The following is a 25650-nucleotide window of genomic DNA, read 5'->3' as shown; positions in this document are numbered from 1 at the left end:
ATTCACCGGGGCCGGGCCGCCCCGCCGCGTCGTTCCGGCGGTCAGATCGAGACTGGATCCCCCTGGGCGGCGGTGGCGGCGGGCTTCAGGATCGGCACCATCCGCCCGTAGGTCAGGCAGCGCCAGACCCACTCCAGCGGACCCATCTGGAACACCGACAGCCACAGCGGCGACCAGATCAGCTGGGCGATCCAGACGCCGCCCACGGCCATCCACAGCGGCCCCGGGCCCCACGCTGGCTCGCCGAACCAGTGCAGGCCCCACGGCATGTAGAACAGGGTGGTCATGATCAGGGTCTGGGTCAGGTAGTTGGTGAAGGCCATCCGACCGACCGGCGCCAGCCGCGCCGTCAGGACCTTCAGCCCGAAACGCGTCATCAGGATCAACATGCTGACGTAGCCGAGGGTGATCACCCAGGCGAAGCTGCCGGCCACGCCGGCCAGCCCGCCGGAGGCGTCCTCCGCGCCCCAGGGCGCGCTGGCCTCGATCCAGTCATACCAGCCGAGGGCCGCAAGGTTGGCGGCCCCCATGGCGAGCATCAGCAGATAGACCCAGGTCGGCGACTTGCCGACCAGGAAGCCGGCCTTGAACAGGCCGAGGCCCAGCATCATCAGGCCCATGGTCACGGGAATGAGGCCGAGGCTGAAGGTCTGCAGCATCAGCCAGGCCTTGGCGTTCTCGACCTGCGCCCCCGGCCAGCCGGATTGATAGGTCTGGATCAGCGCCATCAGATCGTCCTGGCCGATGGCGAAGGGATTGCCGCCCTGGCCGCCGTCGCCGGCGGCGCCGGAGGCGAGGGTCTGGGCCATCATGGCTGCCGCCGACAACAGGGCGAAGAGCAGGTTGAGGCCGCCGCCGACCCAGATCAGTCGCTTCGCCGACCAGGAGCGCAGCAACATGACGATCAGGCCGCAGTAGGCGTAGTGCAGCAGGATGTCGCCGTACCAGAAGGCCAGGCCGTGGATCAGGCCGAACACGCCCAGCCACAGCAGCCGGCGGGTCAGCAGTCCGCCCCGGGCGGGGTCGGACCGCTCGCCGCCGATCAGGAAGATCGACACGCCGAACAGCATGGAGAACAGCGAGCGGAACTTGTCCTGGAAGAAGACGTCCGTGACCCAGTGGCCGACGATGTTGGCCTGATCGTGCGGGTAGGGCGGGACGAGGTCGCCGCCCGCCTCCAATGCGAACGGCCAGGCGAAGGTCATGGCGTTGACGGCGAGAATGCCGAGGATGGCCCAGCCCCGCAGCATGTCGAGCGTGAAGATGCGGTCCCTAGGCGCGACGGGCCCAAGCTTCGGCTGCGGTTGCGGCGTCGGCTCGATCTCGACTGCGGCCATGGCGTTTCCCCCGTTCAGGCGAGGCGCAGCTTGGCCCTGACGGGCCGGCGGTCAAACTGAATTTGCTGTAACGGTCTGCCCGGGCGGGCTCAGTCCGGTTCGCCCCGGCCCATCAGGCCGAGCCTGTCGCGCACCTCCGGCTGCGGCCGGAAGGCGATGAAGGCCGCGCACAGCCCGGCCCACAGCGCATAGCTGACCCCGACCAGCACCGCGACCGAAAGGCCGCCGACGCCGTAGATCAGCAGCGAGGTCTCGCTGCCGCCCACCGCCTCGCCGACGTTGGCCGCGTGCAGCCACTGCATCACCGACTGGAGGATGGCGAACAGCGCGCCCAGCGCCGCCGCCAGCAGGCCGCCGTAGAACATGAAGCGCCAGATCACGCCCAGGCGCGTCGCGGGGCGGCCGGTCCGCTGCCGCTCCCTGTCGAGCAGCCACAGGCCGCCGGGCACAGCCAGCAGGCCGAGCAGCAGCACGCCCAGTCGCCAGTCCATCTCGAGACCGGGCAACCAGTTCTTCGGCGGCCACAGCGGCAGGGTCAGGATCAGCGGCGGCCACAGACCGCCGAGGATCGACGCCAGCACGATGCGGTGGGGCTCGCGCGCCCACACCACCCGGGTCTGGCCCGGGAAGTCCTCGGGGCGGTCCAGCGGGGGAAGCTTGGCGCGGATCATCGGGTCGGCGCCGGCGTGTCGCCGGAATAGTCGTAGAAGCCGCGGCCGGACTTGCGTCCCAGCCAGCCGGCCTCGACGTATTTCACCAGCAGCGGGCAGGGCCGGTACTTGCTGTCGGCCAGCCCGTCGTACAGGACGTTCATGATGGCCAGGACCACGTCCAGTCCCATGAAGTCAGCCAGTTCCAGCGGCCCCATCGGATGGTTGGCGCCGAGCTTCAGCGCCTTGTCGATCGACGCCACGTTCCCGACGCCCTCGTACAGGGTGTAGATCGCCTCGTTGATCATCGGCACCAGAATGCGGTTGACGATGAAGGCGGGGAAGTCCTCGGCGTTGGTGGTGGTCTTGCCCAGGCTTTCGGCGAAGGCCACGGCGGTGTCGTAGGTGGCGGCCGAGGTGGCGATGCCGCGGATGATCTCGACCAGCTTCATCACCGGCGCCGGTTTCATGAAATGCAGGCCGATGAAGCGTTCTGGCCGATCCGTCGCCGAGGCCAGGCGGGTGATCGAGATCGAGGAGGTGTTGGAGGCCAGCAGGGTGTCCGGGCCCAGATGCGGGACCAGGTCGGCCAGGATCGACTTCTTGACGGCCTCGTCCTCGACCGCGGCCTCGATCACCAGGTCGGCCTTGGCAGCCTCCGCGAGCGATTTCGCCGGGCGGATCCGGGCCAGGGCGGCGTCGGCCTGCTCCCGGGTCGTCAATCCCCGCTCGACCTGGCGCGCCAGGCTGGCGGCGATCGCCCCCTGGGCCTGCGGCACACGCTCGGCCGCGATGTCGTGGAGAAGCACCTCGTAGCCGCCAGCGGCGACGGCCTGGGCGATGCCGGCCCCCATCTGGCCCGCGCCGACGATGGCGACTGATCGGATCGTGGTCATGAAGTCCGGAGTTCTGGCAGGCGCGGGGCCCGATCGGAGCGGCACCTTAGGACGGTCGCGGCGTCAAGCAAGCGCCCGATGCCCGGCGGGCGCCCCGCCGCCGCCGCTGTCGCCCCGGAGCCACGCTCCTAGCCCAGCGTCTGCATCAGGAAGGGCGCGCTCATCTCGTTGAACAGGATGCGCAGGAAGTGGATCGCCAGCAGCGCCACGATCGGCGTGATGTCCAGCCCGCCCAGCGGCGGAATGACCCGCCGGAACGGCGCGAGGATCGGCGCGGTGACCGCGTCCAGGAACATCGCCAGCTGGTTTACGAACCGGTTGCGGTGGTTGATCACGTCGAAGGCGAACAGCCAGCTCATGATCGCCGAGATGATGATCGCCCAGGTCATGAGACCGAGGACGGCGTTGACCAGCCAGACGATGGCGGTGCCCATGGATTCAGCGCTCCCTATCTGCCCCCGCTTCTAGCGCGTCGGTCCCGCCTGTCCAAGGATTCGCGCAGGCGGCGCGCGAAGGGCGCGGAACACCGTTGACACCACCGGGCCCCCGCTCGTATGTCGCGCCCTCGCCTGTACCCGGAAATCGGGGCCGTAGCTCAGTTGGTAGAGCGCGTCGTTCGCAATGACGAGGTCAGGGGTTCGACTCCCCTCGGCTCCACCATCCTGCTTCGCGCTGACGCGCTTCGCAGGACAGGTGCGGTATAGCGAAGCAGGATGCGCTCCGAAGCCTTGGCGAAGGAGGGCTGCTCCTGTTCCCCCCTTCTCCCGCGCTTCGCCGGATTGGGCAGGGCCCCCCGCGGCCACACCGACCCCACGAAACCTGACAACGTCGTTCTGCCAGCTTGACGGCGGGCGGGGTTTGGCGTGGAATCCGGTGCAGGGCTGAACCACAGCAACTCATCGGGGGAATAATCATGAAACGTCTCATCAGCGCGATGGCGCTCGCCGCCGTGCTCGCCACGCCCGGCATGGCCGCCGCTCAGAACGCCGGCCTGACCGCCAATTTCGGCGAGATCCGCCTCAACGCCGGCTTCACGCCGGATCCGTACCGGGTCAACATCACCGCCGGCGGCTCCATCGACGCCTATACCGACACCGACCTGCCGGCGGCCTGCGTCGGCGACATCTCCAACGCGCCGGACTACGAGGTCACCTACACCGCCGGCTCGCTGCCGCTGGTGTTCCGCACCCGCTCCTCGACCGACACCACCCTGATCATCAACGGCCCCGACGGCCGCTGGTACTGCGACGACGACAGCTGGGGCGACGGCGACGCCGAGGTGCGCTTCAACCGGCCGTCCAGCGGCACCTATGACATCTGGGTCGGCACCTTCAACGGCGGCACCGCCTCGGCGGCCCTGCTGATCACCGAGACGCCCTGACGGGTGACACGACTGGCGCCGGTGAGCGGGGGGGCGACCGCCCGCTCACCGGTGCTGTCAGCTTTGCTTCAGCGCCGCCGCCTACTGGTCTTCGTCGAACCGGCGTCCGACCAGGTCGGCGAGCGCAGCCACCGCCGCCTCTGCTTCCGGCCCCTCGGCGACGATCTCGATGCCGCAGCCGTTGCCGGCGCCGAGCATCAGCAGGCCCATGATCGACAGGGCGTTGACCGTGACGCCGTCGCGGGTGACGTGGACCTCGGCGTCGAAGCTCGAGGCCAGCTTGACGAATTTGGCGCTGGCCCGGGCGTGCAGGCCGCGCGTGTTGCAGATGTTGGCGGTCGCCGCCGCCTTGCCGCCCCGGTCGCTCACCGCTTCACTCATTTCTCGCCCTGCAGCACCCAGCTGGCCACCGAGATGTATTTGCGGCCTGCGTCCTGGGCGTGGGCGACGCAGGCCTGCAGCGGTTCGCGGCCGCGCACGCTGGCGAGCTTGATCAGCATCGGCAGGTTGAGCCCCGCGATCACCTCGGCGTGGGTCTCCTCCATCACCGAGATGGCGAGGTTCGACGGGGTGCCGCCGAACATGTCGGTCAGCAGGATGACGCCGTCGCCGTCGTCCACGGCCCGGGCGGCGTCGACGATGTCGCGCCGGCGGCGCTCCATGTCGTCCTCCGGCCCGATGCAGATCGCGGCGACCCCGCGCTGGGGACCTACGACGTGCTCCATGGCCGACAGGAATTCGGAGGCCAGACCCCCGTGGGTGACGATCACCAGGCCTATCATGAAGGCTTCACCAAGCTCGCGCCCCCGCGTCCGGCCGTCCCGTGGACAGGCCGCAAGCCGCGCGGAATAGCCCAACTCCGCGGCCGGTTAAAGCCGGGCGAGCGCGGTCGCGACCTTTTCGACCGCCGAGGCCTCGAATCCGTCGAGGCGGAGCACCGGCAGCGCCACCCCCTCGAGCGTCCGCACAGCCGGCTCCGGCAGGCGTTCGACGGCGCCCTCGATCAGATCGACGGCCAGAGCCAGACGGGTCAGGCCGCGGGCGCAGACCGGAACGACGCCCACGCCGCGCACCTCCATCCGGCCGGCGATGGTCTCGGGGGCGACCGCGTACAGGGCCCCGCCCGAGGCGATCACATGGGCGTAGTCGTCGGCGACCAGCCGCCAGCCGCACCCGATCAGCCGCAGCGTCAGGTCGCTCTTGCCCGCGCCCGACGGTCCGGTGATCAGAACCGCCAGCCAGCCCGCGCCCGGCGACCAGCGCGCCGCGACCGTGCCGTGAAGCGGCTGCCGGCCTGTCGCGACCGAGGTCACGGCCTGCGGCCCGTCGGGGCCGCCGGAAGGGCGACCTCGAAGCGCGCCCCCGTGATTCCGCCGTCGGGGGCCCGGCGGTTCTCGGCCCAGACCCGGCCGCCATGGGCCTCCACGATCTGTTTGACGATCGACAGCCCGAGCCCGGAGTTGGTCCCGAAGGCGGTCCCGCGCGGCCGGGCGGTATAGAAGCGCTCGAACACCGTCTCCAGGTTTTCAGGCGGTATGCCCGGACCGTCGTCCTCGACCCGCACCCGCACCGGCCGGTCGGGATCGATGTCGTCGCGCGACAGGCTGACCCGCACCTCGCCGCCCGGCGGGCTGAACGAGCGGGCGTTGTCGATCAGATTGCGGAACACCTGGCCCAGGGGCCCGTCGCGGCCGCGGATCATGGCGTGTTCGGGCGCCGCTGCGGTGAAGCTCACATGCACTCCCCCGCCCGGCTGGACGGCGGCTTCGTAGACGTCGACGATCTCGCTCAGCAGCACGGTCAGGTCGACGGGGCGCGGCCGGTCCCGGTTCAGTTCGGCGTCCAGCCGCGAGGCGTTGGAGATGTCGGTGATCAGCCGGTCCAGCCGCCGCACGTCCTGCTGCAGCAGGGCGGTCAGCTTCTCGCGCTGCGCCTCGGTCCTGACCAGCGGCAGGGTTTCCAGCGCCGAGCGGATGGAGGTCAGCGGGTTCTTGATTTCGTGCGCCACGTCGGCGGCGAACCGTTCGATGGCGTCCATCCGATCCGACAGGGTCTCGGTCATGGTCTCCAGCGACCGGGCCAGATCGCCGATCTCGTCCTTGCGGCCGTCGAGGTCGGGCAGGGAGATGGCCCGGGCACGCTGCAGCCGCACCGCGTCCGCCGCCGCCGACAGTCGCATCACCGGCCGCGCGACGAACAGATGCAGCAGCAGGGAGGACAGCAGCGAAACGGCCAGCGCCACCAGGGCGAACGGCATCAGCGCGAGGCGCTGCGCCGCCAGCGTCTCGTCGACGTCGCCCGCCTCCAGCGTCAGAACGCCCAGCACCTGCTCGACGTGACGCACGGGGATGGACACCGAAACCACCCGGTCGCCGCTGTCCGACATCCGCAGGGTCGCCGAGGAGCGGCCCTCGAGGGCGTTCTCGATCTCGGCGGCCAGCGCCGCCCGGGCCTCCTCCAGGTTTCGGCTGTTGCGGGCCCTTCTGGCCGCGTCGGGCGCCACTGGGGGGCTGCCGGCGGGCAGGGCCGGAGGCAGGGGCTCGCCCGGGATGGTCTCCGTCACGTCATAGCTGTCGGCCACGAGCACGCCGTCGACGTCAAACAGCCGCGCCCGCTGTCCTTCGGGGATGAAGTTGTCGCGCAGCCACTGGCTGGCCGCCGGGCCGTCGAGATACGGGGTCGGCTCGCCGCGGGTGACGCCGATCTCCTCCTCGCCGAGGACCTGCACCAGCAGTTCGGCCTGCGCCGCCAAGGTCTCCTGCCGCGCCTCGATCAGGCCGCGGCTCCATTCGTTCAGCACCAGGGCGCCGCCGAACAGGATCAGCAGGCTGAGCAGGTTGAGGGCGAGGATGAACCCGCCCAGCCGCGAACCTCCGAACCGCCGGGGGCGGCGCGGGCGGTCGTCGTCCGACCGGTCGTCCGGTTCAGCTTTCGCGGTATCTGTAGCCGACGCCATACAGGGTCTCGATCGCGTCGAACTCGGGATCGACCACCCGGAACTTCTTGCGCATCCGCTTGACGTGGCTGTCGATGGTGCGGTCGTCGACATAGACCTGGTCGTCGTAGGCGGCGTCCATCAGATTGTCGCGGCTCTTCACGAAGCCGGGCCGCTGGGCCAGAGCCTGCAGCAGCAGGAATTCCGTCACGGTCAGCTTCACCGGCTTGCCGTCCCAGGTGCATTCGTGGCGGGCCGGATCCATCGACAGCTTGCCGCGCTTGATCGCCTTGGTCGAACCGTCGCCCGAGGGCTCCGGCTCGCCGCCGTCGGCGCCGGTGCGCCGCAGCAGGGCCTTGACCCGCTCGATCAGCAGCCGCTGGCTGAACGGCTTGTGGATGTAGTCGTCGGCGCCGAGGTTGAAGCCGAGGATCTCGTCGATCTCCTCGTCCTTGGAGGTCAGCATGATGACCGGGATCTGCGACGTCTGGCGCAGCCGGCGCAGCACCTCCATGCCGTCCATGCGGGGCATCTTGACGTCGAGGATGGCCAGGTCCGGCGGATTCGACTCCAGCGCCTCCAGACCCGAGGCGCCGTCGTGCCAGGCGGTGACCTTGTGACCATGGCTTTCCAGCGCCAGCGAGACGGACGCCACGATGTTTTCGTCGTCGTCGACCAGGGTGATGTTGGCCAAGGCGGTCTCCTTGCAGGCTTTCCGTTCCCGCGTTCAACGCGCGGCAAGCGTTACCGTTCTAAATCAACTGGGTGAGATTACGGCGATAAAATGGGCCGCGCCGCCTGAATGCGCAATGAAACCCGGCCTTAAAGCCTTGGCGCGATGATGCGGGGTCATCAGTGCGAGTGTTTCATGGCCGGCCCCGTCCACTACGAAGTCTATATCCGCAAGACAGCGCCCGCCCCCTGGAGCCTCCAGATGGCGACGGAGGACCGCGCCCACGCCATCCGGACGGCCGAGGAACTGCTGGACGACAACCGGGCGGCCGCCGTCCGGGTCACCAAGGAGACCCTCGACCCCGACACCATGGCCTTCAACAGCGTCACCGTCCTGACCCGCGGCGCCCCCGAGGCGCCCCGCAAGCGGGTGGTGCCGGAAGAGGAGGCCGGGCCGCGCTGCGGCTCGCCCCAGGACCTCTACGCCCCGACGGCTCGGGATCTGATCGGGCGGGTGCTCGAGGACTGGCTGAACCGGCAGGGCGTCACCGCCTTCGAACTGCTGCACCGGCCCGACCTGGCCGAGAAGCTGGAGGCCTCCGGCGTCGAGCTGCAGCACGCCATCCAGAAGGTCGCCGTGCCGGAGAGCCAGGCCGTCGGCCAGCCCGTCCACGATCTGGTCCGCCACTACCAGAAGCTCAGCGAGCGCGCGATCGAGCGGCTGCTGTTCGCCGGACGCAAGAACCAGTTTCCGGACCTGGAGAACCATTCGCTCGCCGATCTGGCCCATCGCCTGGTCGGCCAGTCCGACCGCGCCTTCATCATGGGCGGCATCATCTCGGGCGCGATGAAGGGCGCACGCGGGGGACGCGCCCGGCTGGACCGGCTGATGGACCTGGCCGGGCGGGCCCCGATGGACGGGCCGCCGCACGCCATGGTCATGGTGGCCATCGAACAGATCATGTGCGAGCTGTTCGCGGCGCGGACCAATCTGGCCGACGTGCTCGGCCCGGCCCTCGACCAGGGGGCGTCGCTCGCCGCCGTGGTGCGAATGGTCGCGCCGCGGGAGGTCGCCGCCCTGATCAACCAGGACGCCCGCCTGGCGCTGCAGGTGCCGGTGGTCGAGGGGCCCGCCGCCCGGCTGGGCGAGCGCGTCGCGGCCGGCCAGTTCCCGCTGCTCTCGGCCTCCCTGGCCCGGATGGTGGTGCGCGAGCTGATGAGCCCGCGCCGACTGCGGCCCAACGACGCCGCCGGCGAGATCGACATCCTGCGCACCCTGGCCATGACCCTGACCGCGACGGCGGGGCGGCTGCTGACCCTGGAGGAGGTCCAGTCGGCCTTCAACGAACGGTCGAAGGCCCTGGTCACCGCCGACTTCGTGGCCGCCTATGTGAAATCCTGCACCACGGTGCTGTGCGAGGCCGAGGCCCTGACCCGGCTGTGCGAGAACGTCACCGGCACCGCGAACAAGCGCGCCGCGGCCCGCTGGCTGTCGGCCTGCGTCGGTTCGCTGCGCTTCGAGGGCGAGATGCGCGCCGCCTCCGCCGAGCAGACCGCCGCCCAGAAGCTGGGCATACTGGCCGGGCTGGTCCGGGCCGTGCGCGGCTGCGGCCTGAGCGAGCGCGACGAGACCGAGATCGCCGCCGCCATCGGCTCGGTCGGCGGCGCCGTCGAGGCCGAGGCCCGGATCACGGCCATGCTGGCCCGGTCCCCCGCCCCGCTGCAGCAGAAGCTGTCGGTGCTGCTGCGCATGGCCGCCGGCGAGACGGCCCCGCCGGGGCCCGCCGCCGACCGGGCCAAGGCGGAGGCGGTCAAGCTGTTCCGCGCCCCCGACAACCGCGCCGCCCTGGCGGCGGCGCCGGAGGCCCTGGCCCCGCTCAAGGGCCTGATGCGGGCGGCGGGCCTGGCGGCCTGATCGTTCGGCCGCGGTCAGAAGGCTCCGCCTTCTCGACCCGACGCGGCCTAGTCGAAGATGTCGAAGATGCTGTCGCGCTTCTTCTTGCGGTATTTGTAGTCGTCGTCGCGGTAGCGATCGTCCTTGTATCGCGGCGGCTCGCGATAGGCGGGCTGCGGCGGCTGGCCCCAGGGCTGGGGCGCGGCCGGCTGCGGCGCGGCGGCGGCCGAGGCGCGGCCCTCCTCGGTGGCGGCGGCCATCAGCTTCTCCAGCTCGCCGCGGTCCAGCCAGACGCCGCGGCAGCTGGGGCACATGTCGAACTGGACGCCGCCGCGCTCCAGCGTCTGCATGGCGGCGTTGTCGTTGGGGCACATCAACAGGGGCATCGGGGCGTTCTCCACGCGGATTCAGAGAGGGTCGGGCGCCCCGGCGCCGCGGATTGGGCCGGAGTCGAACGCCGGAGCGCCCGATGCGGTCCGACATCACGCGCCGCCGACGGCCAGGGGAACCGCCGGAGCCGCGCCAGAGGGGCCCGTCCCGCACGCCCAAACTGGGGTGGTCGCACCGCGGCGGCAAGGGGCCGCATCGTCGCGGCCCGGGGGAGCCATCTCAGCAGGCCTGGCCCGCCGCCCAGCCCGAGGACCAGGCCCACTGGAAATTGTAGCCGCCCAGCCAGCCGGTGACGTCCACCGCCTCGCCGATCACATAGAGGCCGGGGACGGATTTCGCGGCCATGGTCTGCTGGTCCAGCTGGTCCGTCGCCACCCCGCCCAGGGTCACCTCGGCGGTGCGGTAGCCCTCGCTGCCGACCGGCTTGACGCTCCAGGCGTTGACGGCCTGGTCGAGCCGCCGCAGCGTCTTGTCGCCGACCTCGGCCAGTTTGCCCTGCACGCCCTCGCGTTCGCAGACGCTCTCGGCCAGGCGGCGCGGGACCAGGTGGCCGAGCGCCGTGTGCACCATCTGCCGGCCGTTCTCGTCCTTCGCCGCCTTGAGCCGGGCGTGGACGTCTTCGCCGGGGGCCATGGCCACGGTGATGGCCTCGCCCTCGCGCCAGTAGGAGCTGATCTGCAGGATGGCCGGGCCGCTGAGGCCGCGGTGGGTGAACAGCATCGCCTCGGCGAAGGCGGCCCCGCCGCCCTTGACCACGGCGTCGACCGCCACCCCGGCCAGCGGCTTCAGCCGCTCGAGCAGGCCGGCCTCGAAGGTCAGGGGGACCAGGGCCGGGCGGGTTTCGGTGACGCGCAGGCCGAACGCCCGCGCCGTGTCATAGGCCCAGCCGGTCGCGCCCATCTTCGGGATCGACTTGCCGCCGGTGGCCAGCACCAGTGAGGCGCAGCGCACCGTCGATCCGTCCGACAGCGCCGCCTCGAAGCCGTCGCCGGAGCGGGCGAGGCGGTCGACCGAGACGCCCAGCGACAGGCGCGCCCCGGCCTCGCGCATGTCGTCCGTCAGCATACGGATGATCTGTTTCGCCGAGTCGTCGCAGAACAGCTGGCCGAGGGTCTTTTCGTGCCAGGCGATGCCGGCGCGGTCGACGCGTTTGATGAAGTCGTGCTGGGTGAACCGCTTCAGGGCCGAGGTGGCGAAGCGCGGATTCTCGCCGAGGAAGTTGGCGGGCCCGGTCCCGAGGTTGGTGAAGTTGCAGCGCCCGCCGCCGGAGATGCGGATCTTCTCGCCCGGCGCCCGGGCATGGTCGAGGACGCGCACCGAGCGGCCGCGCCGCCCGGCCTCGATGGCGCACATCATGCCGGCGGCGCCGGCGCCGACGATCAGGACGTCGACGGTTTCGGGCGCGGGTTCAGGCTTCATCGGCGGGCTCTAGCACGGGGCGCGGCGAGGGGGCGAGGCAGGCGGCAGGCAACAGGCGACAGGCAACAGGCAACAGGCAACAGGCAACAGGGAGTGGGCGCGGGGGTTCGTCCTCCGCCGGCGGACCGGCGCAAGGTGGGGAGGGTGCGGGACAGCCGGGCCTCGCCCGGATGTGTTTCTGGTTTTACCGTTTCGACGAGGTGACTGCCCCGCGCGGCCGTTTTCCACGCGCCCTCCGACTGGCGGCCCTGCATTCGGGCCTTTGACGGATCGCCCCGGACGCCTTGCGACGAACCGGGGCGGGACGGACATACCCCCGCCATCGCGGGGCCATCTGACCGCACCCAAGGCGCGCGGCGAGCAAGCGGGCAGGATCCATCCCTGCCCTCGAGGACCCCCGGACTCTCCATCGTCCGGGCTTCATCGCTCGACCACAGCCCGCCGTCGTCGAGGAACGTGGATCCGACGCCCTCCCCCATCGACGGGATGGGCAATAGTATGCAGGAGGTTTTCACCAGGGCGCGTTCGTGACGCTGGCGCGGGGAGGATGCGCCGGGAAATCAGCGGGTTGGCTGTTCGAACTATGGAGACAGAGGCGGGATTTGCAGCGCAGCAATTCCCGCTTTCGTCATCCCGGGAGCGAGCGCAGCGAGAGCCCGGGATGACGAAAGGAACAGGAGACCGGCGAGGGGGCGCCGCGCCTAGTGGACCGTCGGCTGCTCGACGTCGACGCCGTCCGAGACCGGGGTGATCGGCACCGAGACCGAGGGGCCCGAGTTGGGGAAGTTGCTCTCGTCGCGGTTCGGAGCGACGCCCTTCTCCAGCAGATCCTTGATCTCCTGGCCCGACAGGGTCTCGTACTCGAGCAGGGCCTGGGACAGCTTCTCGTGGTCCTCGGCCTTGTCGGTCAGGATCTGGCGGGCGACATTCCAACCCTCGGTGACGATGCGCTTGACCTCTTCGTCGATGATCCGGGCGGTCTCTTCCGAGACGTTCTGGCTACGGGCGACAGAGTGGCCGAGGAAGACCTCCTCCTGGTTCTCGCCATAGGCGACGGTGCCGAGCTTGTCGGAGAAGCCCCAGCGCGTGACCATGGCCCGGGCCAGCTTGGTCGCCTGCTGGATGTCGGAACTGGCGCCCGACGTGACATTCTCCTTGCCGAAGATCTTCTCCTCGGCCACGCGGCCGCCGGCGAGGATGGCGATGCGGTCGACCATCTGCTGGAAGCTGGTCGAATAGCGGTCGCCCTCCGGCAGCTGCATGACCATGCCGAGGGCGCGGCCGCGCGGAACGATGGTCGCCTTGTGCACCGGATCGGCCATCTTGACGTTCATGGCGACGATGGCGTGGCCGGCCTCGTGATAGGCGGTCATGCGCTTCTCTTCGTCGTTCATGGCCATCGACTTGCGCTCGGCGCCCATCATGACCTTGTCCTTGGCGTCCTCGAAGTCGCGGTGGGTGACCATGCGGCGGTCCTTGCGGGCCGCCATCAGGGCCGCCTCGTTGACGAGGTTGGCCAGGTCGGCGCCGGAGAAGCCGGGGGTGCCGCGGGCGATGGTCTTGACGTTGACGTCGGCGGCCAGGGGCACGTCCTTCATGTGCACGCGGAGGATCTTCTCGCGGCCGTTGACGTCGGGATTGGGCACCACGACCTGGCGGTCGAAGCGGCCGGGACGCAGCAGGGCCGGGTCGAGCACGTCGGGCCGGTTGGTGGCGGCGATCAGGATGATGCCCTCGTTGGACTCGAAGCCGTCCATCTCGACCAGCAGCTGGTTGAGGGTCTGCTCGCGCTCGTCGTTGCCGCCGCCGAGTCCGGCGCCGCGGTGACGCCCGACGGCGTCGATCTCGTCGATGAAGATGATGCAGGGGGCGTTCTTCTTGGCCTGTTCGAACATGTCGCGGACGCGGCTGGCGCCGACGCCGACGAACATCTCAACGAAGTCCGAGCCCGAGATGGAGAAGAAGGGCACGCCCGCCTCGCCCGCGACGGCGCGGGCCAGCAGGGTCTTGCCGGTGCCGGGAGGGCCGACCAGCAGGGCGCCCTTGGGGATCTTGCCGCCCAGCTTCTGGAATTTGGCCGGGTCCTTGAGGAAGTCGACGACCTCCTGCAGCTCCTCCTTGGCCTCGTCGACGCCGGCGACGTCATCGAAGGTCTTGCGGCCCTTGTGCTCGGTCAGCAGCTTGGCCTTGGACTTGCCGAAGCCCATGGCGCCGCGCGCCCCGCCCTGCATCTGACGCATGATCAGGACCCACAGGCCGATGATCAGCACGAACGGCAGCAGGCCGATCAGGGCGCTGACCCAGATCGACTGGCGGGTGTTCTTGACATTGATCTGGGCGCCGGAGGCCTGAAGGCTCTCGATCAGGTCGCCGTTCGGCACCGGAGTGACGACGGTGTATTTGCGGTCGTCCTTCATCTGGAGGGTCAGGGTCTCGTTCTTGACCTCGACCGCCTTGATGTCCCTGGCGTCGCGAGCCGCGAGCAGCTGGGAATAGGTCATCTCCTGCGGACGCGCGGAGGCGGCCTTCTGCCCGGGCGTGGCGATCGCGCCGCTGCCCCGGTCCACAGCCACATAGAAGGCGAGCGCGCCCAGGATGACGGCGCCGAGAATGGCCAGATTGCGAAGATTCATTCTTGTTCGATCCCTGGAAGCGCGGCGCGCTCCCCTATTCGCCTAAGTCAGTGCCAGAAAATAGGTGGTTCCGGGGCGTAGCGCCATGCGCGCGCGGCTCCAGCTCCATCTCGTGCGTCATTCGGTCCAGTGCGAGCGCCAGTCTCTCTTCGACCAGCGAGCGCGCGGTCACGGCGGCGTCTGCAAGAACCGGGGCAGCCGCGCCGTTCCGGATCAGCACAGGCCGGCCGCCCCGGGCCGCCGACGGCAAGTCGTTCAGCCGGCCGCGGTCGGCCCTCGACAGCGCGGCCATCCGGCCGGCGGCGGGGGCGACCCCCCATCCCGGCTCCGCGGCGGTGAAGGACCAGCGTCCGTCCCAGACGGTCTCGACGCCGGGCGCAAGAAGCAGGGGCGGCGCGGGGCGGCGGATGAACTCGCCGGGCTCGCGGATCACGAGGACTTGATCGGGTCCGGCGTCCAGGCGGGCCCCGCACAGTGTGGCGGTGAAGGTCTCGCCGGCCTCGAGACGGGTGAGAAGGCGCTGGAGGCGATCACCGCGCGGGGGGCGGTCGCCGCCGCCGGCGCAGACGAGGGCGGCGGCCAGGGTGCGGGCGGAGACGGCGCGATCGATGCTGAAATATCCCTCTCCCATCGGGAGAGGGAGGGGCCCGCTCGCCGACCGGCGAGCGGGAGGGTGAGGGGATACGGCGCCGGGAGAGCTTGCACCGTACCCCCTCATCCTCCCACGCCTGACGGCGCGGGCCCCTCCTTCTCCCGATGGGAGAAGGGAAGCACGAGCGCGGGCACGGGCGTATCTCGGGTCGTCGTTGGCCGGGTCGTCGACCCAGCCGGACCCCTGCCCTTTCAGCCACGCCCGCAGCTCCGCCCGGCCGACATCGAGCATCGGCCGCAGCAGCATCAAGCCCCTGCCCTCGGGCCAGGCGGGGGACGGCGACCAGTCGCGCAGGCGGCCGAGACTCGAGCCCGCCGTCCGCATCAGCTCGCCCTCGGCCACGTCGCCGGCGGTGTGGGCGAAGAGGACGACGCGGGCGCCCGCATCCCGGGCGGCGTCGGCGATCAGCCGGTGGCGGGCGGCGCGGGCCGCGGCGGGCAGGCCGGCCGCCGGCTTCGGGCCGGTCCACGACAGGCCTCGCCAGTCAGCCCCGGCGGCGCGGGCGGCCTCCCTGGCGAAGGCGGTCCAGCGGGCGCTGTCGCGATCGAGTCCGTGATCGACCGTCAGGGCCAGCAGGGGCCGCCCGTGGTCGCGGGCCCAGTCGCAGGCGACGGCCAGCAGCGCCATGGAATCGCCGCCGCCGGACAGGGCCAGGGCGACAGGCCGGTCCGTAGTCTGCGCGAGCCGCGCGGTCAGCCGTTCGCGGATCCGCTCGATCCAGGCGGGGGCGGTGAGGCTCAGCCGGCTCTCCGGGCCGCCGGGCAGGCGAACTCGGTGCGCAGGGCGGCCGCCCGGGCGCGCACCGCGGCGCTGGCCCCTGCGGCGTAGCGCCGGTCGAAGTCGCCGAGGGCGGTGCAGGCCTGGGTCTTGCGGTCGTTGGCGTTCAGCGCCGTGGCCAGCTCCAGCACCGTGGCCGCGGCCCAGGGCGTGGTCGGCCAGCCCTCAAGCGCCGCCGCGTAATAGGCGACGGCCCCGGCGCTGTCGCCGGCGGAGACGCGCAGGTCGCCGAGGCGGGCGCTGGCCTCGCGGGCCTGCGGCGTATCGGGCCAGGCGAGGGTCACGGTCTGCAGGGCGCGGTCGCCCATGGCCGGGTCGGAGGCGGCCAGCCGCACGGCGGCGGCCAGATCGCGGGCCGGGTCGCCGGTCGGAGAGGTCGAGCTGATCGGGGCGTTGAGCTCCGCCTCCCGCTCGGCCGCGGCCGCGATGTCGCGCAGGCGGGTCTCGGCGTCGCGCAGGCGGGCGCCCAGGGCGGCGTTGTCCCGGGTCGTCTCGTCCAGCTGGAAAGTCAGCCGCTCGAGGTCGCCATTGACCCGTTGCAGCGTGGCCTCGAGGTCGTTGAGGCGGCGATCCATGATGGTGACGCGGCCGGTCAGGGCCACGACCTCGGGCTCCGGCTCCATGATGACCGGCTGGCCGGCGGCGTTGCGCTGGGTCAGGGCGCGCTCGAGGCGGCGCACGTTGCGGTCCAGCCGCTCAAGGCTGCGCCTGTCCCACTGGATCGGCTCCATGGGGGCGGTCTGGGCCACGACCGTGGTCGTGCCGGCGACCAGGACGACGCCCAGCACGGCGACGAGGGCGTTCCGGGAGCGGAGGGCGGGGGGCAGCTTCAGCATGGTTGTTTTCGTCCCACCGATTTGAGGCCGCCGCAAGGCGTCATCCGGTCAGCCCCAGCAGGATGATGGCCAGAATAAACAGGCTGAAGGCGATGCTGGCGAACATCAGCAGGAAGAGGGTCCGCCACGCCGCCGAGAACCACGACAGGCCGTAGGCGCCCTTCAGCTGGGCGAACATGTGCGCCGGCACACCGAAGGCGAACAGCAGGGCCCCGGCGACGGCGAACCCGCTCCACAAGGGGCCGAACAGGGAGATCACCATCATCAGGATGGACATGGCGGTCAGCGAATACAGCACGAAGACGCCATGGTCGTAGAGGGTGAAGCCCCGCCGCCACAGGAACAGCAGGGCGACGAAGGGAATCGAGATCGGGATCAGCAGGAAGCTGAATTTATAGGCGGTCTGCTGAATCTTGTAGATCGCCAGGTCGGGGTTGAGCAGCTTCTTGGTCACCGTCTTGTTCAGGTGCTCGTTGCCGAGACTGACCTTTATCTCGCCCGAGGCGACGGCGTCGTGGACCTGCGCCTGCCAGCTACCGGGCACGAAGCCGTCGGTGCGCTGCGCGGCGGAGCCGGACGAGAGGCCGAGCCGCGTCTCCAGCATGCTGACCGTGGTTTCCTGCGCCCGCGCCGTCAGCTTGAGGGCGTTCGATCCGGGCTGCGCTTCGGAGGCCCTGAGATCCTCGGCCAGTTCCGCCCGGGCCGCCTCGAGATCCTCCATCAGAGCGGTCCGCTCGGCCGGCGACATCGTGGTGTTCACGTCGGGCTCCAGACCCCCCGAGAAGCTGAACACGAAGAACATCAGGAAGACGGTGAACAGGAACATCGCCAGCGGCGAGACATAGCGGGTGCGCCGGCCCTGGACCCATTCGCGCGTCAACCGGCCCGGATTGACGGCCAGCAGCGGCAGGGTGCGCCAGATGCGGGCGTCGAAATGCAGCACGCCGTGAAGCATCTCCTCGCCGAGGTGCAGGAGCGAGCGGTGCACATGGGTGGGCTGCCCGCAGTTGGAGCAGAACTTGCCCTCCACCGGCTGGCCGCAGTCGGTGCAATTGCCCTCGGCGTCGCCGGCGTGGCCGGTCGGCCGCTCAATGGCCCCCGCCAGAATCCCGGCCGAGGCCGCGCCGCCCGCCGCGTCGATGTCCATGCCCGTTTCCCCTGTCCGCCTGGCCCGATCTAGCGGCGCCGCCCCGCGCCGGTCAAAAGGAAAGGGGCGGCCGCTGAAACGGCCGCCCCTCCTGACGTTCGACGACGGAGCCCGATCAGCGCGTGGCGCCGCTGACGATGGCCGTATGGGCGTTGCGGTTGCGGGCCCAGGCTTCCTCGTTGGAGCCGGCGGCGATCGGCCGTTCCTTGCCGTAGCTGATGGTGTCGATACGCGAGGCCGAGACGCCGCGCTGGACCAGGTAGGTGCGCACCGACTCGGCGCGGCGGGCCCCGAGGGCGAGGTTGTATTCGCGCGTGCCGCGCTCGTCGGCATTGCCCTCGATGCGGACGGTGACCTGCGGATAGCGCTGCAGCCAGGCGGCCTGGGCGTCCATGCGCGGGTAGGCGTCGGGACGGATCTCATAGCTGTCGAGGTCGAAATAGACGCGATCGCCGATGTTGACGACGAAGTCCTGTTCGGAGCCAGGCGCGGCGGAACCCAGGTTGCCGCCGTCGACCGGACCGCTCGGGGCGGTCGGATACTGCGGGCCCGTCGAAGGGGCCGGGGCGTCGCCGGCGCCGGTGTCGACCGGGCGGCGCGGGGTGCAGGCGGCGATGGCCGTCACGGCGACGCCCACGGCGGCCAGACGGACGAGGGTCGAGGTCTTCATCATCGATCGTCTCCTTGGTGCGAGGCCTCGGCCTCCAGCTTTGCTATAATCACGGGGTACTGTCGCGCCAGCGATTTCGCCAGCCGCGATAACGCGGAATTGAGCCCAAAGGCTCCGCTCGCATTCAGGTTGAACAGCTGTCCGGGCCACCGCCTCCGACGTTGGTCGGCTGTTCGTCGAGGAGCGGGGACCAGGCGGGGTCGGAGCCCCGGCCGTTGTAGCCGGCCTGGTTGATCACCCGGCCGGACAGGTCGACGGTCCACAGCCGGGTGTCGCCGCCCGGCGACTGGCGCGCGAACATGATGTAGCGGCCGTTCGGAGCCCACGACGGCCCCTCCTCGAAATAGCTGGACGACAGGATGCGTTCGCCGGTGCCGTCGGGGTTCATCACCCCGGTCGAGAAGCGGCCGCCGCCCTGTTTGGTGAAGGCGATCAGGTCGCCGCGCGGGCTCCAGTTCGGGGCGGTGTAGATGCCGCCCCCGCGCGAGATCGGGCGCTGGCCGGTACCGTCGGCGCGCATGACGTACAGTCGCGCCGAACCGGAGCGGTCCGAGGTGAAGACGATCTGGCTGTTGTCCGGGCTGAACGAGGGCGAAGTGTCGATGGCCGGGTCGTTGGTCAGGCGGCGCACCTGCCGGCTGGCCAGGTCCATCACATAGACGTCGGTGTTGCCGCCCCGGATGATCGAGAAGGCCATCTTGGAGCCGTCGTTCGAGAAGCGCGGGGCCAGCACCTGGCCGTCGAACTCGCCCAGCGACTCCCGCCGCCCGGTCGACAGGTTGAACAGGTAGATGCGGCTGTAGTCCTTGCCGAGCGCGACGTAGGTGATCTCGTTGGGATCGTTCAGCGAGAAGCGCGGCGACATGATGATCTCGTCGCCCTGGGTCAGGTAGACGGGATTGAAGCCGTCCTGGTCGGAGATGGCGAGGCGCGAAAGGCGGTTCAGCTGGGTGCCGCTCTCCGACACGAACAGCACGCGGCTGTCGAAGAATCCGGCCTCGCCGGTCATGCGCTGATAGACCAGGTCGGCGATCTTGTGGCCGATGCGGCGCGACTGCTCGAGCGTGGCGGTGAAGCGGTAGGAGGCCAGCTGGCACTGGCGGTACGGATCGTAGAGGCGGAAGCCGAAATCGTAGCGGTTGTCGGGCCGCGGGGTGACCGACCCGTAGAGCACGGCCTGGGCCCCGATCGAGGTCCACTGCGGGAAGTTCGGGGCGTTGGCCAGGGTCAGGCCGGTCTCGACGAAGCTGGCCGGGTCCAGCGGCTCGAAATAGCCGGAGCGGCGCAGGTCGGCGCGGATCACGCTGGCGAGGTCGGAGCCGTTCTCGCCGTTGAAATCGACCACCGCGATCTGGAACGGGCGCAGCACGCCCTGGTCGATGATGACTTCCTGGGGACCCGTCTGGCCGGGCTGGGCGGGGGGCGTCTGCGCCGTCACGGCGCTCGCCGTCATGGCCAGAATGGCGACACCGGCCAGAAGTCGGTTCAGAGGCATCGATAGCTCCCGCAAGTCAGACGTTCGCCGATCCTTATCACCGGACCGTTCGTGAGGAAGCAGCATGGCCGTGAATGGGGCGACTTTCGGGCCTGATCAGTCTTCGTCAGCTTCCGGGCACACCCGCCCCGGAAGGAAGGTCGGGCGATAGCGGCCGCCCTGATACCCCTCCGGGACATCGAAGGGCGCGGAGGCCAGCAGGGCCTGTCGCGCGCCGTGGGCCGCCGCCTGGTACGCCGGCGTGTTCCGGGGACGGACGAGCACCGGCTGCCCGACGATCGCGCCGTTGGCGTCCAGCTCAACATCGAAGGAGATGCGCATCTCCCGAATGCCCGGGATGGAGCAATGGACGGTCCAGTTTCGATAGACCTGCCCGAAGTCGGCGGCGGCCTGGACCTGCTGCTCTTCGGAGGCCTGGGCTGGCGGCGCCGCCTGCCCGGCGAGGGCCAGTGACGCGGTCAGGGCGAGAATCATGCCGGATCAGCCTCCACACATCCGCCGGGTCAGGAAGGTCGCCCGGTACTCGCCTCCCGTAAAGCCCGGCGGCACGTCGAAGGGAGCGGTGCGCACCACCGCCTGCATCGCCCCCGCCGCGACGGCCCGCCAGACGGACTCGTTGCGAGCCCCGACGAGGGTCGGCCCGTCGGTGATGCGGCCTCGGGCGTCGAGGGTCACATCCATCTGGATGCGCAGATCCTCCGCGCCCGGCGTCTGACAGGGCGGCGTCCAGTTCGGGTAGACCTGCTCGAACATCGCCGTGATCACCGGGCCGCTGGTCTGGCCGGCCGTGCCGCTGGACTGCTGGCCGGACGGAGGCCGCGTGTCCCGCCGGGGCGAGTTGTTGCGGCGCTCGGCGGCGAGCTTGCCGAGGTCGAGCGTCTCCTCGCGAGGGCGGGGCGTCTCGCGCTTCTTCGCCGGCGGCGGGTTGGCGGGCGGCGGCGGCGGGGTCGGGCGCGGGGTGGGCCGGGGCGCCACCGTCCGCTCGGGCGGGCGCGGCGTGGGGACCGGCGTCGGCGTCGGCGGCGGGGGCTCCGGCGCCTCGACAGGCGGCGCGGCGGCGGCGTCCACCGCCGGCTCCTCGGAAGGTGCGTCGGCCGGGCCGCCGAGCACGATTTCGCTGGAGACGATCGAGACCGGCACCGCATTGACGATCTGCGGCGGCGGCCGGCCGCCGTCGAACATCATGGCGAACAGCACCGCGCCGATGACCGCCGCATGGACGAGCACGGATCCGATCAGGGCCGGGGCGGGACGCTCCAAGGGATCAGCCTCCCTCGGCCGGAGCGGAGGTGTCGGTGATCAGGTTCAGCCTGGTGAAGCCGGCGGCGGAGAGCCGGGCCATGACGCGGGCCACGGCCTGGTAGGGCGCGCGGCCGTCGGCGCGCACGAAGACCGGCTTGTCGCGGGCCTCGGCGCCGCCCTCGCGGGCCACCCGAGCCACGAGATCGTTCCAGTCGACGCCGCTCTCGCCCACGAAGATGGCCCCGTCGCGGTCGATCGAAACGGTCACCGGCTGATCGGTGACGTCGACGGCGCTCGCCTCGGTCTTTGGCAGCTCGACCTCCACGCCGGTGGTCAGCAGCGGGGCCGAGATCATGAAGATGATCAGCAGCACCAGCATCACATCGACCAGCGGCGTGACGTTGATCTCGCTGAGGGGCCGCTTGCGGGCCCGTCTGCGGCCCCGGACGTGTCCGCCCGCGCCGCCACCGCCTCCGAGAGCCATGCTCAGAGCTCCCGGCGGCTGTAGTCGGCCGCGGGCTGCGGCGACGGGCTGGACGGGGCGCCGAGGCGGCGCGCGACGGCGGCCTGCAGGTCGTCGGCGAAACTCTCCAGACGGCCGGTGAACTTGCCCGCGTCGATGGAGAATTTGTTGTAGGCGATATAGGCCGGGATGGCCGCGGCCAGACCCAGGGCGGTGGCGAACAGGGCCTCCGAAATGGCCGGCGCCACGGTCGCGAGGTTGGTGTTGCCCGAGGCGGCGATGGCCCCGAAGGCGTTCATGATGCCCCAGACGGTGCCGAACAGGCCGATGAAGGGCGACGAGGTGGCGACCACCGACAGCACGCCCAGCCCGCCCTCGACCCTCTGGCCCTCGCGCGCGATCAGGCTGTCCAGAGCGCGGTCGATGCGCGCCATCAGCAAATTGCCCTGCCCCTCGGTCAGCGGCCCGCGCGTGCGCGCCTCGCGCCAGTCGGTCAGGGCGATGATCAGCATGCGCGGCAGCGGGTGCGCCGGGTCGGGCCCGGCCTGGGAGGCGACTTCCTCGAGCGAGCGGCCGGAGCCGACCGCACGCTCGAACGCCGTGGCCTGGCTGTTCAGCGAGATGAAGCGGACCGCCTTGTCGATGATCACGGCCCACGACCACAGCGAGGCGACCCCGAGGCCGACCATGATGGCCTTGACCACCAGATCGGCCTTCATGAACAGGTCCACGGGGTTCAGCATCATCGATGCTTCGGCGGCGATGGTCATTCGGTCGTCCTCATTCGTCCGTGTGTCCTGTGCACCGGACGGGCGTGGCGGATATGTGGCGATTCAGCCGGATCTAGCGAGGTCTAGCCACACCGTCGACTGACTGCACGTGACAGGTTCGCAATGTGGTCAGGGTTCGCCCGTCAGCCACGGTCCGACCTTGTCGCGCAAGGCGGCCGTCGGGCGGCGAGGGCGTCCGTCCATGTGGATGCAGACCACCTCGACGGCGGCGCGGCACAGGGTTTCGTCCCCGCGCGTGATGACCTGCGAGATCAGCAGCCGGGGCCCCTTGATCGCCTCGTAGCGGGTGCGGACGACGAGTTCCTCGTCGATGCGGGCGGGCCTGAGGAAGTCCAGCTGCATCTTCGTCACCACAAAGGCCATGGGCTGGTCGCCGTCCAGCAGTTCGGCGTGGCCGATCCCCATCAGGCGCAGGGCGTCGGACCGTCCGCGCTCGAAATAGCGGACGTAATTGCCGTGGTAGACCAGGCCGGTGAAGTCGGTGTCCTCGTAGTAGACGCGGACCGGCAGGCGGTGCTCGCGCCCCTCGAAGCGGCCGGCGGTGGGGCGGTCGATCATGGGCGCGCGCCTCCGCCCGCGGCCGGGGCGCGGGTCAGGAAGCCGGGGCAGACGTCGCGCAGCATCTCGTCGAACTCGGCCTTGAGCGGATCGGTTTCCAGCAGGATGCGGTTGGGGCGCGAGATGAAGACGACCAGCTGGCCGTCGGTCGAGACGTAGCCGCAGACGGCCCGGCGGCGGCCGCGTTCGGTGTAGCGGACGACGGCGTTCGGCCCGACGTGCTCGCGTAGCTGGGCCCCCGCCCGCTCCTCGACCGAGGGTTCGCCGCCGCCGATGCCGCCGCTGCGGGTGACGAGCCAGAGCAGCAGGCCGCCGAGGATCAGCACCGCGGCGCCCAGCACCGCGATCAACCGCTCGACCCTGATCCTCCGTGGCGCCATGCGTCCTCCGTTCGCGGCCAAGCATGCCGGGGTTCGCGAGCCGGGTGAAGGGCTACTTGCCCCCGAACAGGCCGCCCTGCTCGGGGACGCGCGGCGGTTCGGTCAGGCCGAGATGGCTGTAGGCGCGGGCGCAGGCCATGCGGCCGCGGGGGGTGCGCTGGATGAAACCCTGCTGGAGGAGGTAGGGCTCGATGACGTCCTCGACCGCGTCGCGGGCCTCGGCGATGGCGGCGGCGAGGGTGTCCATGCCGACGGGACCGCCGCCGTAGTTCTCGATCAGGGCCTTGAGGAAGCGGCGGTCGTTGGCGTCGAGGCCGGCCTCGTCGATCTCGAGCCGGCTGAGCGCGCGGGCGGCGGCGAGCCGGTCGATAGAGGCGGCGCCCTCGGCGGTGGCGAAGTCGCGGACGCGGCGCAGCAGGCGGCCGGCGACTCGAGGGGTGCCGCGGGAACGGGAGGCGATCTCGCGGGCGCCGTCCTCGGCGATCGGGGCGCCCATCTTGCGGGCCGCGCCCATGATCACGCGCACCAGCTCGTCCGGGGTGTAGAACTCCAGCCGCAGCGGGATGCCGAAGCGGTCGCGCAGCGGCGTGGCCAGCAGGCCGGCGCGGGTCGTGGCGCCGACGAGGGTGAAAGGGGCCAGGTCGATGCGCACCGAGCGGGCGGAGGGGCCCTCGCCGATGATCAGGTCGAGGACGTGGTCCTCCATGGCCGGATAGAGGATCTCCTCGACCGCCGGGGCGAGGCGGTGGATCTCGTCGATGAAGAGGACGTCGCGCGGTTCGAGATTGGTCAGGATGGCGGCGAGGTCGCCGGCCTTGGCGAGGATCGGGCCGGAGGTGGCGCGGAAGCCGACGCCGAGCTCGCGCGAGACGATCTGGGCCAGGGTGGTCTTGCCCAGGCCGGGCGGGCCGAACAGCAGGACGTGGTCGAGCGCCTCGTTGCGGGCGCGGGCGGCGTCGATGAAGACCTTCAGATTGCCCCTGGCCTGCTCCTGGCCGACGAACTCGGACAGGGTCTGGGGCCGCAGGGCGCGGTCGTAGGTTTCGCCGGGGGCGGGTTCGGGGGAGATGATGCGGTCGTCGGTCATGGGAGCATCCCTTCCCTTCTCCCCTTGCGGGAGAAGGTGGCATGCGAAGCATTACGGATGAGGGGTCGACGGGGCCTCGCGGGCGGGAGGACAGGGCCGTGTGGGGTGACGGCGGTGCGACCCCTCATCCGACCCGCTGCGCGGGCCACCTTCTCCCGCAAGGGGAGAAGGGCAAGAACTGAGCCCCTCAACGCCCCAGCTCCTGCAACGCCGCGCGGATGACGGCCGACAGGTCGGCGTCTTCGCCGAGCCGGATCAGGGCCTGGTCGACGGCGCGGCGGGCGTTGACCTCGGCGACGCCGAGGCCGAGCAGGGCCGAGACGGCCTCGCCGGTGAGGCTGGGCGCGGGCGGAGCGACCTCGGCGTGGACGCCGGGCGCGGAGGGGGTGAAGGAGGTGTCGCCCAGCGGCTTGCCCTTCAGCTCGGTGACGATGCGCAGGGCCAGTTTGGGGCCGACGCCGTTGGCGCGGGCCACGGCGGCCTTGTCCTCGCGGGCCACGGCGGCGGCGAGCTCCCCGGGGGGGAGGACGTCGAGCACCGACAGGGCGGCCTTGGGGCCAACGCCCTGGATGTCGGTCAGGGTGCGGAAGGCGCGGCGCTCGTCGCGGGACAGGAAGCCGTAGAGGCGCGGGCCGCTCTCGGCGTTGAAGGTCGAGTCGATCTGCAGGGTGGCCTCGTCGCCGGGCGCGGGCAGGCGCTGCAGGGTGCGGGCGCCGCAGAAGACGACATAGCCCACGCCGGCGCAGTCGATCAGGCAGTGGTCGGGCTCGACCTCGGCCAGCACGCCTCTGAGCCGGCCGATCATGCCGCACCCGCGAGCAGGGCCCGCTTGCGCAGCTGGGCGTGGGTGATGGCGACGGCGAGGGCGTCGGCGGCGTCGGCCTTCACATCGCCGGCCGTGGGCAGGAGCCGCTTCACCATGAAGGCGATCTGGGTCTTGTCGGCGTGGCCGGCGCCGACCACCGCCTTCTTGATCAGATTGGGCGAATATTCGGCGACGCTGAGCCCGTGGCGGGCCGGGGCCAGCATGACGGCGGCGCGGGCGTGGCCGAGCTTGAGCGTCGAGGCCGGGTTCATGTTGACGAAGACCTCCTCGATGGCCGCCTCGTCGCAGGCGTGGGCGGCGCAGATCTCGCCGATCGCGTCAAGCAGATGGAGCAGGCGCTCGCTGAACGGGGCGGTCTCCGGCGGGGCGACGACGCCGTGAGCGATCCAGCGCAGGCGCGAGCCCTCGGCCGCCACCACGCCCCATCCGGTGCGGCGCAGGCCGGGGTCGAGACCGAGTATCCGGGTCGCCCCATCTGGAATCAAGGTGTTCGCCATCCGTTCCAGTCATGCCGCAAAG

Annotated in this window: 28 protein-coding genes and 1 tRNA gene; 3 read left to right on the top strand and 26 right to left on the bottom strand. The window is 70.8% G+C overall.

Annotation, left to right across the window (positions count from 1 at the left end; all coding sequences use genetic code 11):
* Positions 1-41: 41 nt before the first annotated feature.
* The 4 genes from VEA62_RS13290 to VEA62_RS13275 form a co-directional block, all read right to left on the bottom strand.
* Positions 42-1337, bottom strand: coding sequence for a DUF418 domain-containing protein (locus VEA62_RS13290; RefSeq protein WP_324822621.1), 1296 nt, complete (start codon positions 1335-1337; stop codon positions 42-44).
* A gap of 89 nt (positions 1338-1426) precedes the next feature.
* Positions 1427-2008 (bottom strand): phthalate transporter, encoded by a 582-nt coding sequence (locus tag VEA62_RS13285; protein ID WP_324822619.1) that lies wholly within the window; start codon positions 2006-2008, stop codon positions 1427-1429.
* On the bottom strand, positions 2005-2883 hold the full coding sequence (locus tag VEA62_RS13280) for a 3-hydroxybutyryl-CoA dehydrogenase (protein WP_324822617.1): 879 nt from the start codon (positions 2881-2883) through the stop codon (positions 2005-2007). Before VEA62_RS13280 ends, VEA62_RS13285 begins: the two co-directional genes overlap by 4 nt.
* 128 nt (positions 2884-3011) lie before the next feature.
* Complete coding sequence (locus VEA62_RS13275; RefSeq protein ID WP_324822615.1) at positions 3012-3317, bottom strand: YggT family protein; 306 nt, start codon at positions 3315-3317, stop codon at positions 3012-3014.
* A gap of 150 nt (positions 3318-3467) precedes the next feature.
* On the opposite strand from VEA62_RS13275, the gene VEA62_RS13270 reads away from it, so the two are divergent.
* Both VEA62_RS13270 and VEA62_RS13265 read left to right on the top strand, forming a co-directional pair.
* Positions 3468-3543 (top strand) — tRNA-Ala (locus tag VEA62_RS13270).
* Positions 3544-3796: 253 nt separating this feature from the next.
* Positions 3797-4264, top strand: coding sequence for a peptidase S1 (locus VEA62_RS13265; protein ID WP_324822613.1), 468 nt, complete (start codon positions 3797-3799; stop codon positions 4262-4264).
* Positions 4265-4345: 81 nt separating this feature from the next.
* Here VEA62_RS13265 and VEA62_RS13260 read toward each other — a convergent pair whose 3' ends face one another.
* The 5 genes from VEA62_RS13260 to VEA62_RS13240 all read right to left on the bottom strand — a co-directional run bounded on the left by VEA62_RS13260 (position 4346) and on the right by VEA62_RS13240 (position 7893).
* Positions 4346-4633 (bottom strand): HPr family phosphocarrier protein, encoded by a 288-nt coding sequence (locus VEA62_RS13260; protein ID WP_324822611.1) that lies wholly within the window; start codon positions 4631-4633, stop codon positions 4346-4348.
* Positions 4634-4641: 8 nt separating this feature from the next.
* The gene (locus tag VEA62_RS13255; RefSeq protein ID WP_168045372.1) at positions 4642-5046 is read right to left on the bottom strand and encodes a PTS sugar transporter subunit IIA; all 405 of its coding nucleotides are present in this window, start codon (positions 5044-5046) and stop codon (positions 4642-4644) included.
* Positions 5047-5133: 87 nt separating this feature from the next.
* Complete coding sequence (locus VEA62_RS13250; RefSeq protein ID WP_324822608.1) at positions 5134-5577, bottom strand: serine kinase; 444 nt, start codon at positions 5575-5577, stop codon at positions 5134-5136.
* Positions 5574-7220, bottom strand: a complete 1647-nt coding sequence (locus tag VEA62_RS13245) for a HAMP domain-containing sensor histidine kinase (protein ID WP_324822606.1) — start codon at positions 7218-7220, stop codon at positions 5574-5576. The genes VEA62_RS13250 and VEA62_RS13245 overlap by 4 nt, the downstream gene beginning before the upstream one ends.
* Positions 7189-7893 carry a response regulator transcription factor gene (locus VEA62_RS13240; protein WP_324822604.1) on the bottom strand — a complete coding sequence of 235 codons (705 nt, stop codon included), beginning with the start codon at positions 7891-7893 and terminating at the stop codon, positions 7189-7191. Before VEA62_RS13240 ends, VEA62_RS13245 begins: the two co-directional genes overlap by 32 nt.
* A 174-nt stretch (positions 7894-8067) precedes the next feature.
* Between VEA62_RS13240 and VEA62_RS13235 the strand changes: the two genes are divergently transcribed.
* Complete coding sequence (locus tag VEA62_RS13235; protein WP_324822602.1) at positions 8068-9786, top strand: hypothetical protein; 1719 nt, start codon at positions 8068-8070, stop codon at positions 9784-9786.
* Positions 9787-9833: 47 nt separating this feature from the next.
* Here the strand turns inward: VEA62_RS13235 and VEA62_RS13230 are convergent, their stop codons facing one another.
* The 17 genes from VEA62_RS13230 to ruvC form a co-directional block, all read right to left on the bottom strand.
* Positions 9834-10151, bottom strand: a complete 318-nt coding sequence (locus VEA62_RS13230) for a zf-TFIIB domain-containing protein (protein ID WP_324822600.1) — start codon at positions 10149-10151, stop codon at positions 9834-9836.
* Positions 10152-10374: 223 nt separating this feature from the next.
* Positions 10375-11574, bottom strand: coding sequence for an NAD(P)/FAD-dependent oxidoreductase (locus VEA62_RS13225; RefSeq protein ID WP_324822598.1), 1200 nt, complete (start codon positions 11572-11574; stop codon positions 10375-10377).
* 701 nt (positions 11575-12275) lie between these two features.
* A complete protein-coding gene (gene ftsH / locus VEA62_RS13220; RefSeq protein ID WP_324822597.1) occupies positions 12276-14207 on the bottom strand; it encodes an ATP-dependent zinc metalloprotease FtsH in 1932 nt (643 codons plus the stop codon).
* Between the two features lie 34 nt (positions 14208-14241).
* On the bottom strand, positions 14242-15486 hold the full coding sequence (locus VEA62_RS13215; protein ID WP_324822595.1) for an ATP-binding protein: 1245 nt from the start codon (positions 15484-15486) through the stop codon (positions 14242-14244).
* A 110-nt stretch (positions 15487-15596) separates the two neighbouring features.
* A complete protein-coding gene (locus VEA62_RS13210) occupies positions 15597-16472 on the bottom strand; it encodes a tol-pal system protein (RefSeq protein WP_324822593.1) in 876 nt (291 codons plus the stop codon).
* 40 nt (positions 16473-16512) lie between these two features.
* Positions 16513-17619: a DUF3667 domain-containing protein gene (locus VEA62_RS13205; protein ID WP_324822591.1), complete on the bottom strand. Its 1107-nt coding sequence runs from the start codon at positions 17617-17619 to the stop codon at positions 16513-16515.
* 115 nt (positions 17620-17734) lie between these two features.
* On the bottom strand, positions 17735-18289 hold the full coding sequence (gene pal / locus VEA62_RS13200) for a peptidoglycan-associated lipoprotein Pal (protein ID WP_324822754.1): 555 nt from the start codon (positions 18287-18289) through the stop codon (positions 17735-17737).
* Positions 18290-18413: 124 nt separating this feature from the next.
* Positions 18414-19784 carry a Tol-Pal system beta propeller repeat protein TolB gene (gene tolB / locus VEA62_RS13195; RefSeq protein WP_324822589.1) on the bottom strand — a complete coding sequence of 457 codons (1371 nt, stop codon included), beginning with the start codon at positions 19782-19784 and terminating at the stop codon, positions 18414-18416.
* 96 nt (positions 19785-19880) lie between these two features.
* Positions 19881-20258: a hypothetical protein gene (locus VEA62_RS13190; protein WP_324822587.1), complete on the bottom strand. Its 378-nt coding sequence runs from the start codon at positions 20256-20258 to the stop codon at positions 19881-19883.
* Positions 20259-20264: 6 nt separating this feature from the next.
* Positions 20265-21044: a hypothetical protein gene (locus tag VEA62_RS13185; protein ID WP_324822584.1), complete on the bottom strand. Its 780-nt coding sequence runs from the start codon at positions 21042-21044 to the stop codon at positions 20265-20267.
* Positions 21045-21048: 4 nt separating this feature from the next.
* A complete protein-coding gene (locus tag VEA62_RS13180; protein ID WP_324822582.1) occupies positions 21049-21510 on the bottom strand; it encodes an ExbD/TolR family protein in 462 nt (153 codons plus the stop codon).
* Between the two features lie 2 nt (positions 21511-21512).
* A complete protein-coding gene (tolQ, locus tag VEA62_RS13175) occupies positions 21513-22259 on the bottom strand; it encodes a protein TolQ (protein WP_324822579.1) in 747 nt (248 codons plus the stop codon).
* Positions 22260-22388: 129 nt separating this feature from the next.
* Positions 22389-22838: a tol-pal system-associated acyl-CoA thioesterase gene (gene ybgC / locus VEA62_RS13170; protein ID WP_324822576.1), complete on the bottom strand. Its 450-nt coding sequence runs from the start codon at positions 22836-22838 to the stop codon at positions 22389-22391.
* Positions 22835-23218, bottom strand: coding sequence for a hypothetical protein (locus VEA62_RS13165; protein WP_324822574.1), 384 nt, complete (start codon positions 23216-23218; stop codon positions 22835-22837). Before VEA62_RS13165 ends, ybgC begins: the two co-directional genes overlap by 4 nt.
* A gap of 52 nt (positions 23219-23270) precedes the next feature.
* Complete coding sequence (gene ruvB / locus VEA62_RS13160) at positions 23271-24305, bottom strand: Holliday junction branch migration DNA helicase RuvB (RefSeq protein WP_324822571.1); 1035 nt, start codon at positions 24303-24305, stop codon at positions 23271-23273.
* Between the two features lie 187 nt (positions 24306-24492).
* A complete protein-coding gene (ruvA, locus tag VEA62_RS13155; RefSeq protein ID WP_324822568.1) occupies positions 24493-25110 on the bottom strand; it encodes a Holliday junction branch migration protein RuvA in 618 nt (205 codons plus the stop codon).
* Positions 25107-25628, bottom strand: coding sequence for a crossover junction endodeoxyribonuclease RuvC (gene ruvC / locus VEA62_RS13150; protein WP_324822565.1), 522 nt, complete (start codon positions 25626-25628; stop codon positions 25107-25109). The genes ruvA and ruvC overlap by 4 nt, the downstream gene beginning before the upstream one ends.
* Positions 25629-25650: the final 22 nt, after the last annotated feature.

It is taken from the genome of Brevundimonas sp. (genome assembly GCF_035627475.1).
In the GTDB taxonomy this organism is placed as follows: Bacteria; Pseudomonadota; Alphaproteobacteria; order Caulobacterales; family Caulobacteraceae; genus Brevundimonas.
The sequence above is the reverse complement of the archived record's forward strand: the minus strand, read 5'-3'. Positions and strand labels throughout refer to the sequence as shown.

What these genes read in the sequence shown, in the direction of transcription:
- VEA62_RS13290 (WP_324822621.1), bottom strand. Translation starts at nt 1,337, where the DNA reads ATGGCCGCAGTCGAGATCGAGCCGACGCCGCAACCGCAGCCGAAGCTT.
- VEA62_RS13285 (WP_324822619.1), bottom strand. Translation starts at nt 2,008, where the DNA reads ATGATCCGCGCCAAGCTTCCCCCGCTGGACCGCCCCGAGGACTTCCCG.
- VEA62_RS13280 (WP_324822617.1), bottom strand. Translation starts at nt 2,883, where the DNA reads ATGACCACGATCCGATCAGTCGCCATCGTCGGCGCGGGCCAGATGGGG.
- VEA62_RS13275 (WP_324822615.1), bottom strand. Translation starts at nt 3,317, where the DNA reads ATGGGCACCGCCATCGTCTGGCTGGTCAACGCCGTCCTCGGTCTCATG.
- VEA62_RS13265 (WP_324822613.1), top strand. Translation starts at nt 3,797, where the DNA reads ATGAAACGTCTCATCAGCGCGATGGCGCTCGCCGCCGTGCTCGCCACG.
- VEA62_RS13255 (WP_168045372.1), bottom strand. Translation starts at nt 5,046, where the DNA reads ATGATAGGCCTGGTGATCGTCACCCACGGGGGTCTGGCCTCCGAATTC.
- VEA62_RS13245 (WP_324822606.1), bottom strand. Translation starts at nt 7,220, where the DNA reads ATGGCGTCGGCTACAGATACCGCGAAAGCTGAACCGGACGACCGGTCG.
- VEA62_RS13235 (WP_324822602.1), top strand. Translation starts at nt 8,068, where the DNA reads ATGGCCGGCCCCGTCCACTACGAAGTCTATATCCGCAAGACAGCGCCC.
- VEA62_RS13230 (WP_324822600.1), bottom strand. Translation starts at nt 10,151, where the DNA reads ATGCCCCTGTTGATGTGCCCCAACGACAACGCCGCCATGCAGACGCTG.
- VEA62_RS13225 (WP_324822598.1), bottom strand. Translation starts at nt 11,574, where the DNA reads ATGAAGCCTGAACCCGCGCCCGAAACCGTCGACGTCCTGATCGTCGGC.
- ftsH (WP_324822597.1), bottom strand. Translation starts at nt 14,207, where the DNA reads ATGAATCTTCGCAATCTGGCCATTCTCGGCGCCGTCATCCTGGGCGCG.
- VEA62_RS13215 (WP_324822595.1), bottom strand. Translation starts at nt 15,486, where the DNA reads ATGGCGCTGCTGGCCGTCGCCTGCGACTGGGCCCGCGACCACGGGCGG.
- VEA62_RS13210 (WP_324822593.1), bottom strand. Translation starts at nt 16,472, where the DNA reads ATGCTGAAGCTGCCCCCCGCCCTCCGCTCCCGGAACGCCCTCGTCGCC.
- VEA62_RS13205 (WP_324822591.1), bottom strand. Translation starts at nt 17,619, where the DNA reads ATGGACATCGACGCGGCGGGCGGCGCGGCCTCGGCCGGGATTCTGGCG.
- pal (WP_324822754.1), bottom strand. Translation starts at nt 18,289, where the DNA reads ATGAAGACCTCGACCCTCGTCCGTCTGGCCGCCGTGGGCGTCGCCGTG.
- tolB (WP_324822589.1), bottom strand. Translation starts at nt 19,784, where the DNA reads ATGCCTCTGAACCGACTTCTGGCCGGTGTCGCCATTCTGGCCATGACG.
- VEA62_RS13190 (WP_324822587.1), bottom strand. Translation starts at nt 20,258, where the DNA reads ATGATTCTCGCCCTGACCGCGTCACTGGCCCTCGCCGGGCAGGCGGCG.
- VEA62_RS13180 (WP_324822582.1), bottom strand. Translation starts at nt 21,510, where the DNA reads ATGGCTCTCGGAGGCGGTGGCGGCGCGGGCGGACACGTCCGGGGCCGC.
- tolQ (WP_324822579.1), bottom strand. Translation starts at nt 22,259, where the DNA reads ATGACCATCGCCGCCGAAGCATCGATGATGCTGAACCCCGTGGACCTG.
- ybgC (WP_324822576.1), bottom strand. Translation starts at nt 22,838, where the DNA reads ATGATCGACCGCCCCACCGCCGGCCGCTTCGAGGGGCGCGAGCACCGC.
- VEA62_RS13165 (WP_324822574.1), bottom strand. Translation starts at nt 23,218, where the DNA reads ATGGCGCCACGGAGGATCAGGGTCGAGCGGTTGATCGCGGTGCTGGGC.
- ruvB (WP_324822571.1), bottom strand. Translation starts at nt 24,305, where the DNA reads ATGACCGACGACCGCATCATCTCCCCCGAACCCGCCCCCGGCGAAACC.
- ruvA (WP_324822568.1), bottom strand. Translation starts at nt 25,110, where the DNA reads ATGATCGGCCGGCTCAGAGGCGTGCTGGCCGAGGTCGAGCCCGACCAC.
- ruvC (WP_324822565.1), bottom strand. Translation starts at nt 25,628, where the DNA reads ATGGCGAACACCTTGATTCCAGATGGGGCGACCCGGATACTCGGTCTC.